Source organism: Burkholderia sp. BCC1996, assembly GCF_905339955.1.
In the GTDB taxonomy this organism is placed as follows: Bacteria; Pseudomonadota; Gammaproteobacteria; order Burkholderiales; family Burkholderiaceae; genus Burkholderia.
This window is the reverse complement of the sequence record NZ_CAJPHM010000023.1, coordinates 52,269-65,986: the sequence shown is the minus strand read 5'-3', so window position 1 is coordinate 65,986 and position 13,718 is coordinate 52,269. Positions and strand designations below refer to the sequence as shown.

Annotated in this window: 12 protein-coding genes; 9 read left to right on the top strand and 3 right to left on the bottom strand. The window is 68.9% G+C overall.

Annotated elements, in window-relative coordinates:
* Window positions 1–56 precede the first annotated feature (56 nt).
* Entirely contained in the window at window positions 57–2,654 is a 2,598-nt protein-coding gene (gene clpB, locus U4Z64_RS28495) for an ATP-dependent chaperone ClpB (RefSeq protein WP_044847251.1), read from the top strand.
* 121 nt (window positions 2,655–2,775) lie between these two features.
* Here the strand turns inward: clpB and U4Z64_RS28490 are convergent, their stop codons facing one another.
* Window positions 2,776–3,207 (bottom strand): YidB family protein, encoded by a 432-nt coding sequence (locus U4Z64_RS28490; RefSeq protein ID WP_124486282.1) that lies wholly within the window; start codon window positions 3,205–3,207, stop codon window positions 2,776–2,778.
* A gap of 88 nt (window positions 3,208–3,295) precedes the next feature.
* Window positions 3,296–3,925, bottom strand: a complete 630-nt coding sequence (locus U4Z64_RS28485) for a ComEA family DNA-binding protein (RefSeq protein ID WP_321821719.1) — start codon at window positions 3,923–3,925, stop codon at window positions 3,296–3,298.
* A gap of 286 nt (window positions 3,926–4,211) precedes the next feature.
* On the opposite strand from U4Z64_RS28485, the gene U4Z64_RS28480 reads away from it, so the two are divergent.
* Both U4Z64_RS28480 and U4Z64_RS28475 read left to right on the top strand, forming a co-directional pair.
* Window positions 4,212–4,673 (top strand): MerR family transcriptional regulator, encoded by a 462-nt coding sequence (locus tag U4Z64_RS28480; protein WP_321821718.1) that lies wholly within the window; start codon window positions 4,212–4,214, stop codon window positions 4,671–4,673.
* Window positions 4,657–5,091, top strand: coding sequence for a carboxymuconolactone decarboxylase family protein (locus U4Z64_RS28475; protein ID WP_321821717.1), 435 nt, complete (start codon window positions 4,657–4,659; stop codon window positions 5,089–5,091). Before U4Z64_RS28480 ends, U4Z64_RS28475 begins: the two co-directional genes overlap by 17 nt.
* 46 nt (window positions 5,092–5,137) lie before the next feature.
* Here U4Z64_RS28475 and U4Z64_RS28470 read toward each other — a convergent pair whose 3' ends face one another.
* Window positions 5,138–7,069: a sigma-54-dependent Fis family transcriptional regulator gene (locus U4Z64_RS28470; RefSeq protein WP_321821716.1), complete on the bottom strand. Its 1,932-nt coding sequence runs from the start codon at window positions 7,067–7,069 to the stop codon at window positions 5,138–5,140.
* Between the two features lie 523 nt (window positions 7,070–7,592).
* Here U4Z64_RS28470 and U4Z64_RS28465 point away from each other — a divergent pair.
* From U4Z64_RS28465 to lipA, 6 genes are all read left to right on the top strand, one after another.
* A complete protein-coding gene (locus U4Z64_RS28465) occupies window positions 7,593–8,651 on the top strand; it encodes an ATP-NAD kinase family protein (RefSeq protein ID WP_044847258.1) in 1,059 nt (352 codons plus the stop codon).
* Window positions 8,652–8,710: 59 nt separating this feature from the next.
* Entirely contained in the window at window positions 8,711–9,487 is a 777-nt protein-coding gene (locus U4Z64_RS28460) for an SDR family NAD(P)-dependent oxidoreductase (protein WP_044847259.1), read from the top strand.
* A 76-nt stretch (window positions 9,488–9,563) separates the two neighbouring features.
* Entirely contained in the window at window positions 9,564–10,547 is a 984-nt protein-coding gene (locus U4Z64_RS28455) for a thiamine pyrophosphate-dependent dehydrogenase E1 component subunit alpha (RefSeq protein ID WP_321821715.1), read from the top strand.
* A gap of 70 nt (window positions 10,548–10,617) precedes the next feature.
* Window positions 10,618–11,622, top strand: coding sequence for an alpha-ketoacid dehydrogenase subunit beta (locus tag U4Z64_RS28450; protein WP_044847261.1), 1,005 nt, complete (start codon window positions 10,618–10,620; stop codon window positions 11,620–11,622).
* 4 nt (window positions 11,623–11,626) lie between these two features.
* Window positions 11,627–12,742 (top strand): acetoin dehydrogenase dihydrolipoyllysine-residue acetyltransferase subunit, encoded by a 1,116-nt coding sequence (locus tag U4Z64_RS28445; RefSeq protein WP_124570126.1) that lies wholly within the window; start codon window positions 11,627–11,629, stop codon window positions 12,740–12,742.
* Between the two features lie 2 nt (window positions 12,743–12,744).
* Window positions 12,745–13,710 (top strand): lipoyl synthase, encoded by a 966-nt coding sequence (gene lipA, locus U4Z64_RS28440; RefSeq protein ID WP_321800987.1) that lies wholly within the window; start codon window positions 12,745–12,747, stop codon window positions 13,708–13,710.
* Window positions 13,711–13,718 lie beyond the last annotated feature (8 nt).

The following is a 13,718-nucleotide window of genomic DNA, read 5'->3' as shown; positions in this document are numbered from 1 at the left end:
AAACCCGTATAACCATCCTCATCTTGGTGTTAATCGAAAATTGGAGGTCTCACCAAATGAGAATCGACAAGCTCACCACCAAGTTCCAGGAAGCACTCTCTGACGCGCAAAGCCTCGCGGCAGGCCGCGACAATCAATACATCGAACCCGTTCACGTGCTGGCGGCGCTGGTCGCGCAGCAGGACGGCTCCGCCCGCTCGCTGATGTCGCGCGCGGGCGTTCACGTGCAGGCGCTGCAAGGCGCGCTGAACGAAGCCATTTCGCGCCTGCCGCAAGTGACGGGCACGGGCGGCGACATCCAGATCGGCCGGGAGCTGGCCGGGCTGCTGAACCAGGCCGACAAGGAAGCGCAGAAGCTCAACGACACGTTCATCGCGAGCGAGATGTTCCTGCTCGCCGTGTCCGACGACAAGGGCGAAGCCGGCAAGCTGGCCCGCCAGCACGGCCTCACGCGCAAGGCGCTCGAAGCCGCGATCGCCGCGGTGCGTGGCGGCTCGCAGGTGCACAGCCAGGACGCGGAAAGCCAGCGCGAGGCGCTGAAGAAATACACGGTCGACCTGACCGAGCGCGCCCGCGCGGGCAAGCTCGATCCGGTGATCGGCCGCGACGACGAAATCCGCCGTTCGATCCAGATCCTGCAGCGGCGCACCAAGAACAACCCGGTGCTGATCGGCGAGCCGGGCGTCGGCAAGACCGCGATCGTCGAAGGGCTCGCGCAGCGGATCGTCAACGGCGAAGTGCCCGAGACGCTGAAGGGCAAGCGCGTGCTGTCGCTCGACATGGCCGCGCTGCTCGCCGGCGCGAAGTATCGCGGCGAGTTCGAGGAGCGCCTGAAGGCCGTGCTCAACGACATCGCGAAGGACGAAGGCCAGACGATCGTGTTCATCGACGAGATCCACACGATGGTCGGTGCCGGCAAGGCCGAAGGCGCGATGGACGCGGGCAACATGCTGAAGCCGGCGCTGTCGCGCGGCGAGCTGCACTGCATCGGCGCGACCACGCTCGACGAATACCGCAAGTACATCGAGAAGGATGCCGCGCTCGAGCGCCGCTTCCAGAAGGTGCTCGTCGACGAGCCGAGCGTCGAGGCGACGATCGCGATCCTGCGCGGGCTGCAGGAGAAGTACGAGCTGCACCACGGCGTCGACATCACCGACCCGGCGATCGTCGCCGCGGCCGAGCTGTCGCATCGCTACATCACCGATCGTTTCCTGCCGGACAAGGCGATCGACCTGATCGACGAGGCTGCGTCGAAGATCAAGATGGAAATCGATTCGAAGCCCGAAGAGATGGACAAGCTCGATCGCCGGCTGATCCAGCTGAAGATCGAGCGCGAGGCCGTGAAGAAGGAGCAGGACGAAGCGTCGCAGAAGCGCCTGCAGCTGATCGAGGAAGAGATCGAGCGCCTTGGTCGCGAATATGCTGACCTGGAAGAGATCTGGACCGCCGAGAAGGCCGCGGTGCAGGGCAGCGCGCAGCTCAAGGAAGAGATCGAGAAGGTGCGCGCCGACATCGCGCGTCTGCAGCGGGAAGGCAAGCTGGAGAAGGTCGCCGAGCTGCAGTACGGCAAGCTGCCGCAACTCGAGTCGCGACTGAAGCAGGTCACGCAGGCCGAAGAGCAGGAGCAGCACAACCCGACGCGTCCGCGGCTGCTCCGCACGCAGGTCGGCGCCGAAGAAATCGCGGAAGTCGTGTCGCGCGCAACCGGGATTCCGGTGTCGCGGATGATGCAGGGCGAACGCGAGAAGCTGCTGCACATCGAGGAAAAGCTGCACGAGCGCGTGGTCGGCCAGGACGAGGCGATCAGCGCGGTCGCGGATGCGATCCGTCGTTCGCGCGCGGGTCTCGCCGATCCGAACCGTCCGTACGGCTCGTTCCTGTTCCTCGGCCCGACGGGGGTCGGCAAGACCGAGCTGTGCAAGGCGCTGGCGTCGTTCCTGTTCGATTCCGAAGAGCACCTGATCCGCATCGACATGAGCGAGTTCATGGAGAAGCACAGCGTCGCGCGGCTGATCGGCGCGCCGCCGGGCTACGTCGGCTACGAGGAAGGCGGCTACCTGACGGAAGCCGTGCGCCGCAAGCCGTACAGCGTGATCCTGCTCGACGAGATCGAGAAGGCGCATCCGGACGTGTTCAACGTGCTGCTGCAGGTGCTCGACGACGGCCGCATGACCGACGGGCAGGGGCGTACGGTCGACTTCAAGAACACGGTGATCGTGATGACGTCGAACCTCGGCTCGCAGGTGATCCAGGCGATGACGGGTTCGCCGCAGGAAGAGATCAAGGACGCCGTGTGGCTCGAAGTGAAGCAGCACTTCCGTCCGGAGTTCCTGAACCGGATCGACGACGTCGTCGTGTTCCACGCGCTCGATCGCAGCAACATCGAGTCGATCGCGAAGATCCAGCTCGCGCGCCTGCACGACCGGCTCGCGAAGCTCGACATGGCGCTCGACGTGTCGCCGGCGGCGCTCGAACAGATCGCGAAGGTCGGCTACGATCCGGTGTTCGGCGCGCGGCCGCTGAAGCGCGCGATCCAGCAGGAGATCGAGAACCCGGTCGCGAAGCTGATCCTCGCGGGCCGCTTCGGTCCGAAGGACGTGATCCCGGTCGACGTCAACGACGGCCAGTTCGTGTTCGACCGCGTCGTGCACTGATCGCCGGCCATCGGCCGCGTGTCCGGTTCGCGCCGGGCACGCAAAAACAAACACCCCGCTCAGGCGGGGTGTTTGCATATGGGCGGCCGAAACCGCCGCCGAGGCCGTCAGCCGGCGCGGCTCAAGCCTGCTTGTTGCCGCCGAACATGCCGGCGAGCTGCGTGAGCGTACCGAGCACGTTCGACGTGTCGATCTGGCCGCCGGCCGGCACTTCGCCGTTCGGCGTCGCGCTGTTGACGACGTGCGGCAGCACCTGCGCGAGGATCGACGAGGCCTGGCCCGGATCGATGCCGATCTTGCTGGCGAGCGAACCGACGACGTCCGAGCCGAGCACGTTCTGCAACGTGTCGGGCGAGATCGGCTGGTTTTCGCCGGTGCCGACCCACGAGCCGATCACGTCGCCGGCGCCGCCTTTCTGGAACTTCTCGATCAGGCCGTTCAGCCCGCCCGGCTGGTTGTTGATGAATTCGAGCGCGGTCGCGATCAGCGCGCTTTGCGAGTTGCCGCCGGCCTGGCCGCCGAGCAGACCGCCAACGATATCGAGGAGACCCATGGTTCTTCACCTTTACTGAAAAGGGCGCCGTGACGACGGCGCCCGTTGATCGAATGCCGCGCGCACGCCATCGCGCACGCGGCGCACATCAGGCGCCCGACGCCGCGGCGGCGGAGGCTGCCTTGTCCTTCTTGCTCTTCTTCTTCGAACCCTTCGTCGCCTTCGTGGACGACGCTGCGGCCGGCGCGCTCGCGCCCGCGCCCGCGTCGGCGGAGGCCGCCGCGGCTGCGGCCGCCTTGTCCTTCTTCGAGGCGCGCTTGCCCTTGGCCGGCTTGGTCGCCGCTTCCGGAGCGCTCGCGGCCGGTGCAGGTGCCGTCGCCGTCGTGCCGGCCGTCGCGGTCGTCGACGTCGGAGCGATGCCTGCCGGCGTCGTGGCCGGCGTGGTCGACGGGGTCGTCGCCGGCGTCGTCGCGGCCGGCTTCGACAGCTTCACGCCCTTCGGCGGCGTCGACGAGCCGCCGATCGTCAGGCCGTTTTCCTCGAGATGCCCGACCGACTTCGTGCCGAGACCCTTCACGCGGTTCGCGAGATCGTCCGCGTCCTTGAACGGGCCGTTCTTGGTGCGTTCGTCGATGATCGCCTTCGACTTCACGGGGCCGAGGCCCTTCACCGATTCGAGCGCGGCCTGGTCGGCCGTGTTGACTTCGACGGCCGCGGCGAGGCCGGCGGCAAGCGACAGCGATAGCGCGACGAACAGCATCAGCAGCTTTTTCAGCATGGCAAAGGCTCCCTGGTTCTGACGGATGAATGGCTGTTGCAACGGACGGCGGGGCGAGACCTGGCCGGGCGTCGCCGTTAAGCATAGGACAAATGCGTGCCCTTTTTGAGACAGGCTGACCGAATCTTGCTGAAGGCTTGCGTCGCTGTAAAGACGGAAAGCCGCGTCGGGCGGCGGTTTTGACCATTCTTTACGGTGTCCGCGGCGGTGATTCCAAATTGTTGTACTTGGCCGTGCGACAACGCTTGACTTAGAGTGAACTCTAACTCCTAACCTTGTTCCTGCCATGTCGAAAACCGTATCCAGACCTTCCGCCGCCGGTCCGCTCACGATCGGGCAAGTCGCCGAACTGACCGGCGTGTCGACGCATACGCTGCGGTATTACGAGCAGGCCGGCCTGCTGCGCGCGATTTCGCGCACGGCAGCCGGGCACCGGCTCTACGCGCCGGCTGATCTTGACTGGCTGGACTTCGTGATGCGCCTGAAGGCGACCGGCATGCCGATCGCGCAGATGCAGCAGTTCGCGGCGCTGCGTGCGCAAGGCGAGTCGACGTTCGGTGCGCGGCGGCACTTGCTGGCCGCGCATCGCGACGCGGTGCGCGCGCATATCGCGGAACTGCAGGCGAGCCTCGACGCGATCGGCGACAAGATCACGTACTACGAGACGCAGGAACGCGAGACGGAACGACGGGCGAACCCTACTCACTCATTCTCGGAACAGGACGGACACCATGGAACAACGCGTTGACGACCGCTATGCGCGGGGCTGGGACAAGCTGAAGGAAATCGACGGCGAAGCGGGCGAGCGCGTGATCACCGCGCTCGCGTCGATCGCGCCGGATTTCGGCCGGATGTTGATCGAATTTCCGTTCGGCGACATCTACAGCCGGCCGCAGCTCGACCTGAAAGCGCGCGAGATCGCAACGATCGCCGCACTGGCCGCGCTCGGCAACGCGCAGCCGCAGCTGAAGGTGCATATCGAGGCTGCGCTGAACGTCGGCTGCACCCGCGACGAGATCGTCGAGGTGTTCATGCAGATGGCCGTCTACGCGGGCTTTCCGGCCGCGCTCAATGCGTTGTTCGCCGCGCACGAGGTGTTCACGCGGCGCGACGAAGCGGCCGGCCGGGACGGCGGCACGACCGAAGCGGTCGCGCACGCCGCGTGATGCGACGCGTGCCGGTGCGTCGGATGAACCGGATGCATCAGATGCTTCAGAGGCGGTGCGGCGCGACGATCCGGTGTTTCGCGATCCGCCGGTACAACGTCGCGCGCGAGATGCCGAGCGCCTGCGCGGCAGCGTCCGGCCGCCAGCGATGCGCGGTGAGCGCCGCGACGATGCGGCCGCGTTCGTCGTCGGGCAGTGCGCCGGCCGGGCCCGCGCCGAGCTGCGCGGCGAGATCGGCGGGCAGGTCGCGCCGCGTCACGCGTGCGGCGTCGCACACCGCGCACGCATAGCGCAGCACGTTGCGCAGCTGCCGCACGTTGCCGGGCCACGGATACGCGGCGAGCTGCTCGGCGAGCGTCGCGTCGAGCGTGAGCACATGGCCGGTCGCCTGCGCTTCCTCGGCGAACACCGCGGCGATCACGTTGCTCACGTCCGCGCGCTCGCGCAGCGGCGGCAGTTCGAACGTCGCGCCGCTCAGCCGGTAATACAGATCCTCGCGGAACGTGCCGTCGGCCACCATCCGCGCGAGATCGCGGTGCGTCGCGCAGATCACGTCGAGATCGACGCGCACCGGCGTATCGCTGCCGAGCGGCACGACCTCGCCGTCGGCGAGCACGCGCAGCAGGCGCGTCTGCAGCGTGAGCGGCATGTCGCCGATTTCGTCGAGGAACAGCGTGCCGCCGTCGGCGAGCGCGATCTTGCCGCGCGCGCCGTGCTTGCGCGCACCGGTGAACGCACCGGCCGCATAGCCGAACAGCTCGCTTTCGATCAGCGCCTCGGGCAGCGCGCCGCAGTTGACCGCGACGAACGGCCGTGCGCGTCGCGCACCGGCGTCGTGGATCGCGCGGGCGAACACTTCCTTGCCCGCGCCGGTTTCGCCGAGCACGAGAATCGGCAGCCGCTTGCTCGCGACACGCAGCGCGAGTTCGGCCTGCTGCGCGACGCGCGCGTCGCTGCTGTGCAGGAACGGCGTCAGCGCGCCGACGTGGCGCTGCGCGGTGCCGGGGCGGCGCGATGCCGGGGCGGCCCGTGCCGTGCCGGTTTCGCGGCCGGCGCGCCGTAGCGGCGCGCGCAGCCGCGCGTAGAGCGGGGCGCCGGTCGCGCGCAGCCGCAGCGCGACGATCGCGTCGAGCCGCGCGGCGTCGCGCAGCGGCATCTCGGTCGCATCGAAGATCTCGTCGATATGGCGCGGCTCGCGCAGCGCCGGCAGCGCGTCGCGCGCCGTCCGGTTCGCGGCGACGATATTGCCGCATTCATCGAATGCGATCAGCCATTCGGGCTGCGCCTCGACGTAGTGACGATTCGGATGCCCGAACAATATCCAGTGCTGCGCGGTGCTGTGCACGAAGTAGCCATCCTCGATCAGCGCCGCGCTCTGCCGCACGAGCTGGTACACGAGACGCTGGCTGTCGCGGCCGTCCGGCGACTGGACGGCCGACGCATCGAGCACGCCGATCAGTTCGCCGCCCGGCGCGAAGATCGGGGCCGCGCTGCAGGTGAGCGTGGTGAACGCCGCGCGGAAGTGGTCGGTCTTGTGCACGGTGATCGGCGCGAGATCGGTCAGCACGCTCGCGACGCCGCAGGTGCCTTCCTCGCTTTCCGACCAGCACGAGCCGATGTGCAGCCCCGCATGACGGAAGTCGTTGCGGCGTTCGCGGTCGATCCGGTAATCGATCGTCACGCCGTGCGCGTCGGTCAGCATCACGCAGTAGTCGGCGACACGAATCATGTCGTGCAGGCGCGTCAGGCACTGGCCCGATGCGCGCAGGAAGGCCTCCTCCTTGTCGCGCACCTCGCGCAGCTCGGCCGCGGTCAGCACGCGCGGGCCGATCGACGACGCCGGGTCGAGCGCGTAGCGCTCGAGCGAGCGCTGCCACGACGACACGAGACGCGCGGAATCGGCCGGCGCGGGCAGGCGTCCGGCGAGCGCGCCGAGCACACGGTCGGCGTGCTGGGCCTGGGGGACTGCGTAGGGCATGATCGGCTCCGGTTCCGTACGGCGGGGAATTCGATGTTCTTGTAGCACATCCGCTTGCGCGGATCACATTGCATCGCAGCACGCGCGCGGCGTGAGACGTTCGTCTCAGCGGTATCTCAGCCGGTCTCGCGCGGCTGAGACGCGCGGGCAGGCCGCGCGCAACGGTGGGCCGGCGCACGGCGGTGCGCGCCGCGCCGCGAGCCGCGTGGCTTGCCGGCGAAATTGCGGTCCGGATGAAGGCGCCGAAACCGGCGCGCCAGGAGATCGACCGCGTGAGACGCACGGGCGCTTTCGCGGGGCGTCGGGCGCTCGCGGCAGCAGATGCCGATGCCTGGCGTACCGGCCGAGCCAGTCCGCACGCGGGTTTCGCGGTCATTGTACACACGGTGGCACGCCGCTTGCAGATGTCACGGGCAAGCCGGCGCAATCGCGTCGGCGACGACGATCCGCTGCCCTCGATGACGGCGGACGACACATGCAAGGCCGGCGCGCGAGCGCCGGCCCACTGGATGGAGACAAGCCCGTGACGACGCCCGTGACCGTCGGCGTGATTGCGAACCCCGCATCGGGGCGCGACATTCGCCGCCTGACGACGCATGCATCCGTATTCCCGACGGCGGAAAAGGCCAACATGGTCGTGCGCCTGCTCGCCGGCCTCGGTGCGATGGGCGTCGAGCGCGTGCTGACCTTGCGCGACAAGACGGGCATCGCGACGCTGCTGATGCGTGCGCTCGATACGCATCGCGCGGTCGCGCCGCACGAGCGCTGGCCCGACGTCGAATTCGTCGACCTGCCGATCTCGGACACCGTCGCCGACACGCAGGCCGGTGCCGCCTACATGCGACGGATGGAAGTCGCGCTGATCGTCGTGCTCGGCGGCGACGGCACGCATCGTGCGGTCGCCGCGCATTGCGGCGCGACGCCGCTCGTCGCGCTGTCCACCGGCACCAACAATGCGTTTCCCGAACATCGCGAAGCGACCGTCGCGGGCGTCGCGGCAGGACTCGCCGCGACCGGCGCCGTGCCGGCGGAGGTCGCGTTCACGCGCAACAAGCGGCTCGTCGTGCGCTGCGCGGCGGGCGCGAACGCGGGCCGCGAGGAGATCGCGCTCGTCGACGTGTGCGCGGCCCGCCAGCGCTTCATCGGTGCGCGCGCGATCTCGGGGCCCGACGACATCGACACGCTCTACCTGACGTTTGCGGAGCCGGACGGCATCGGCCTGTCCGCGCTCGGCGGCGCGTGGGCACCGCTCGAGCGCAGCGCGCCGCACGGGCTCGCGATGCGCTTCGCCGCCGACGGCAAGACCGCCGGCACGCCGCTCGTCGCGCCGATCGCACCCGGCCGCGTCGATCGTGTCGTGATGCGCAGCTGCGAGCGGCTCGAGCCGAATGCGTGGCAGACGATCCCGTTCGAGCACGGCACGCTCGCGTTCGACGGCGAGCGCGAGATCGAGGTCGCGCGCGGCGAGCGCTACGAGATCGCGCTCGACTGGCGCGGGCCGTTGACGGTCGATGTCGGCCGCACGCTGCGTTACGCGTCGTCGCGGCGGTTGTTGCGCGATGCCGGCGCGTGGCGTGGTTGAGCATCCGTCGTCCCGAACGGTATTTCGGCGTCCATAACGATCATCAAGGAGACATTGCCATGAAAAACCCGCTCGAAGGACAGGTCGCCATCGTGACCGGCGGCGCGCGCGGCATCGGCCGCGGCATTGCGCTGACGCTCGCCGGCGCGGGCGCCGACATCCTGCTGGCCGATCTGCTCGACGACGCCCTCGACGCGACCGCCCGCGAGGTGCGCGCGCTCGGCCGCCGCGCGGCGATCGCGAAGGTCGACGTCACGCAGGCCGCGCAGGTCGACGCGATGGTCGCGCAGGCGCGCGCCGAACTGGGCCGGCTCGACATCCTCGTGAATTGCGCGGGCGTGATCAGCATTCATCCGGTCGAGGCGCTGACCGAGCGCGACTGGGATTTCGTGATGGACGTGAACGCGAAGGGCACGTTCCTCGGTTGCCGCGCGGCGCTCCCGCATCTGAAGGCGCAGGGGCGCGGCCGGATCATCAACGTCGCGTCGATCGCGGGCAAGGAAGGCTTTCCGAATCTCGCGCATTACAGCGCATCGAAATTCGCGGTCGTCGGCTTCACCAACGCGCTCGCGAAGGAGCTAGCGCGCGACGGGGTGACCGTCAACGCGATCTGCCCCGGCATCGTCCGTACCTACATGTGGGACCGGCTGTCCGACGAATGGAAGACCGACGGCGAATCGGTCGAGGAATCGTGGCAGCGGCACCAGTTGACGCTGATCCCGCAGGGCCGCGCGCAGACACCGGAAGACATGGGCCGGCTCGCGCTGTTCTTCGCGACGATGGACAACGTGACCGGCCAGGCCGTGAACGTCGACGGCGGCTTCACGTTCCATTGACGGCGCACGCCGTGCAATCCGTCGCCGCAGCATTGCCGCGGCGGCATTCGCAGTCAGACCTATCCAGGAGACACACATGACCGTTTCGACACAGCTCAGCAGGGACACGCTGCTGGACGCCTACCGGCTGATGCGCACGATCCGCGAATTCGAGGAGCGCCTGCACGTCGAGTTCGCGACCGGCGAAATCCCCGGCTTCGTTCACCTGTACGCGGGCGAGGAGGCTTCCGCGGTCGGCACGATGCTGCATCTCGGACTTGCAGACTACGTCGCCACCACGCACCGCGGGCACGGCCACTGCATCGCGAAAGGCGTCGACGTGCACGGGATGATGGCCGAGATCTACGGCAAGAAGACGGGCGTCTGCCACGGCAAGGGCGGCTCGATGCACATCGCCGACCTGGCGATGGGGATGCTCGGTGCGAACGGGATCGTCGGCGCGGGCGGCCCGCTCGTGTGCGGCGCGGCGCTCGCGGCCAAGCACAAGAAGACCGGCGGCGTCGGCGTGTGCTTCTTCGGCGACGGCGCGTCGAACCAGGGCGTGATCTTCGAATCGATGAACCTCGCGTCGGTGTGGCGCCTGCCGGCGATCTTCGTGGCCGAGAACAACGGCTATGCGGAAGCGACGTCGTCGAGCTGGTCGGTCGCGACCGACAACATCGCCGACCGCGCGAACGGCTTCGGGATGCCGGGCGTGATCGTCGACGGCTTCGACTTCTTCGCGGTGCACGAGGCGCTCGGCGAAGCCGTCGCGCGCGCGCGCAACGGCGGCGGCCCGACGCTCGTCGAGGTGAAGTTCACGCGCTACTTCGGCCATTTCGAAGGCGATGCGCAGACCTACCGCGCGCCGGGCGAAGTGCAGAAGCTGCGCGACGAGAAGGATTGCCTGAAGCATTTCGAAGCGCGCGTCGTGCGTGCCGAGGTGCTGACGACCGACGATCTGCGCGCGGTCGATGCGCAGGTGAAGGCGCTGATCGACGATGCGGTCGCGCAGGCGAAGGCCGCGCCGCTGCCCGACGCGGCCGACCTGCTGGCCGACGTGTACGTGTCGTACCCGTGAGCGCGCTCTGACATAGCCGCCGGCGGCCGGCGCGGCCGGCACGGCGAACCGAATATCCCAGGAGACAGACATGGCAAGGAAGATCACTTATTCGCAGGCGATCAACGAGGCGCTCGCGCAGGAAATGGCGCGCGACGACAGCGTGATCGTGATGGGCGAGGACAACGCGGGCGGCGCGGGTGCGCCGGGCGAGGACGACGCATGGGGCGGCGTGCTCGGCGTGACGAAGGGGCTGTTTCACAAGTTTCCGGGCCGCGTGCTCGATACGCCGCTGTCGGAAGGCGGCTACATCGGCGCGGCGGTCGGCGCGGCCGCGTGCGGGATGCGGCCCGTCGCGGAGCTGATGTTCATCGATTTCATGGGCGTGTGCTTCGACCAGATCTTCAACCAGGCCGCGAAATTCCGCTACATGTTCGGCGGCAAGGCCGTGACGCCGGTCGTGATCCGCGCGATGTACGGCGCGGGCCTGCGCGCGGCCGCGCAGCATTCGCAGATGCTCACGTCGCTGTTTACGCACATTCCGGGGCTGAAGGTCGTGTGCCCGTCGACGCCTTACGACGCGAAGGGGCTGCTGATCCAGTCGATCCGCGACAACGATCCCGTGATCTTCCTCGAACACAAGCTGCTCTACACGCGCGAAGGCGACGTACCTGAGGAATCCTATGCGATTCCGTTCGGCGAGGCGAACGTCGTGCGCGAAGGCGACGACGCGACGATCGTCACGTACGGCCGGATGGTGCATCTCGCGACCGACGCGGCCGCGAAGCTCGCGAAGGACGGCATTCACGTCGACGTGATCGACCTGCGTACGACGTCGCCGCTCGACGAGGAAACGATCCTCGAAAGCGCGGCACGCACCGGGCGCGTGGTGGTGGTCGATGAAGCGAACCCGCGCTGCTCGATCGCGACCGACATCGCCGCGCTCGTCGCACAGCGCGCGTTCCGGACGCTCAAGGCGCCGATCGAGCTCGTCACCGCGCCGCATACGCCCGCGCCGTTCGCCGGCGTGCTGGAAGACCTTTACATCCCGTCCGCCGACGCGATCGCGCAGGCGGTACTCAAGACCAGGAGCTGACACGATGTCGATTCACATGATCACGATGCCCAAGTGGGGGCTGTCGATGGAGCAGGGGCAGGTCAACGGCTGGCTGAAGGCGATCGGCGAGCGCGTGACGAAGGGCGACGAAGTGCTCGACGTCGAGACCGACAAGATTTCGTCGGGCGTCGAGTGCGCGTTCGACGGCACGCTGCGCCGGCAGGTCGCGCAGGAGGGCGAGACGCTGCCGGTCGGCGCGCTGCTCGGCGTGGTGGCCGCGGCCGAGGCGAGCGATGCCGACATCGACGCGGCGATCGCCGAATTCCAGCGCGATTTCGTGCCGGCCGCGGCCGCCGACGACGCGGCCGGCCCGCAGCCCGAGAAGGCGCAGATCGGCGGACGCACGGTCCGGTTCCTGAAGCTCGGCGACGGCTCGGGCACGCCCGCCGTGCTGATCCACGGCTTCGGCGGCGACCTCAACAACTGGCTGTTCAACCACGCGGAGCTCGCCGCGCACCGGCCCGTCTGGGCGCTCGATCTGCCGGGGCATGGCGAGTCGGGCAAGGCAGTCGACACCGGCAGCCTCGACGAACTGGCCGATGCGGTGCTCGCGCTGCTCGATGCGCAGCACATCGAGCGCGCGCACCTGATCGGCCATTCGATGGGCGGAGCGGTGGCGATGACGTTGGCCGACAGCGCGCCGGAGCGCGTCGCATCGCTGACGCTGATCGCGAGTGCTGGGCTCGGCGCCGACATCAACCGCGATTACATCGACGGCTTCGTCGCCGGCAACAGCCGCAACACGCTGAAGCCGCACCTCGGCGCGCTGTTCGCGGACCACGCGCTCGTCACGCGGCAACTGGTCGAGGATCTCGTCAAGTACAAGCGGCTCGAAGGCGTGCAGGCCGCGCTGGAGAAGATCGCGAGCGCCGCGTTCGACGGTGCGGCCCAGCGGCGCGTGTTCCGCGACCGCGTCGGGTCGCTCGCGCCGCGCACGCTCGTGATCTGGGGCGAGCGTGACCAGGTGATTCCGGCGCAGCACGCGCAGGGCTTGCCGGACGGCGTGCGTGCCGAGGTGATCGCCGGCAGCGGCCACATGGTGCAGATGGAGGCGGCTGCCGACGTGAACCGCCTGATCGTCGCGTTCCTCGGAGACTGACGATGACCGCCGCGCTCGAACGACCCAGCCTCACCGCGCTCGGCCAGCCGGGCGCGCGCAGCCGCGACAAGCTCGCGCGCATTCCGGTGCGCGTCGAGCCCGCGGGCGGCGCGGCGCTGCCGAAGCCGCCGTGGCTGCGGGCGCGGCCGATGATGAGCGGGGCGGTCGCCGACATGGCGGCCGTGCTGCGCGAGCATCGGCTGCATTCCGTCTGCGAGGAGGCGATGTGCCCGAACATCGGCGAATGCTTCGCGCAGCGCACCGCGACCTTCATGATCATGGGCGGGCTGTGCACGCGGCGCTGCCCGTTCTGCGACGTCGCGCACGGCCGTCCCGAGCCGCTCGATCCCGACGAGCCCGCGCGGCTCGCGGCCGCGGTCGCGGCGCTCGGGCTGCGCTACGTCGTGATCACGTCGGTCGATCGCGACGACCTGCGCGACGGCGGCGCCGCGCATTTTGCCGCCTGCATCGCGGCGGTGCGCGCGAGCGTGCCGGGCATCGGCGTCGAGGTGCTGACGCCCGATTTCCGCGGCCGCGTCGCGCGTGCGCTCGATGCGTTGTCGTCGGCGTGGCCGGACGTGTTCAATCACAACATCGAGACGGTGCCGTCGCTGTATCGGGCGGCGCGGCCGGGCGCCGACTATCGCGGCTCGCTCGAACTGCTCGCGCACGCGAAGGCCGCGCGGCCGACGCTCGTGACGAAATCGGGCTTGATGCTCGGGCTCGGCGAGTGCGACGACGAGGTGCGGGACACGCTGCGCGACCTGCGCGCGCACGAGGTCGACGTGCTGACGCTCGGCCAGTATCTCGCGCCGTCCGCGCACCATCTGCCGGTGCGACGCTACGTGAGCCCCGATGCGTTCGCCGCGTGGCGCGACGAGGGGCTGGCGCTCGGTTTCAGGGAAGTCGTTGCCGGACCGCTCGTGCGGTCCTCGTACCACGCGGCCGACGTGCTGGAGGACGCGTAGGCCGCACG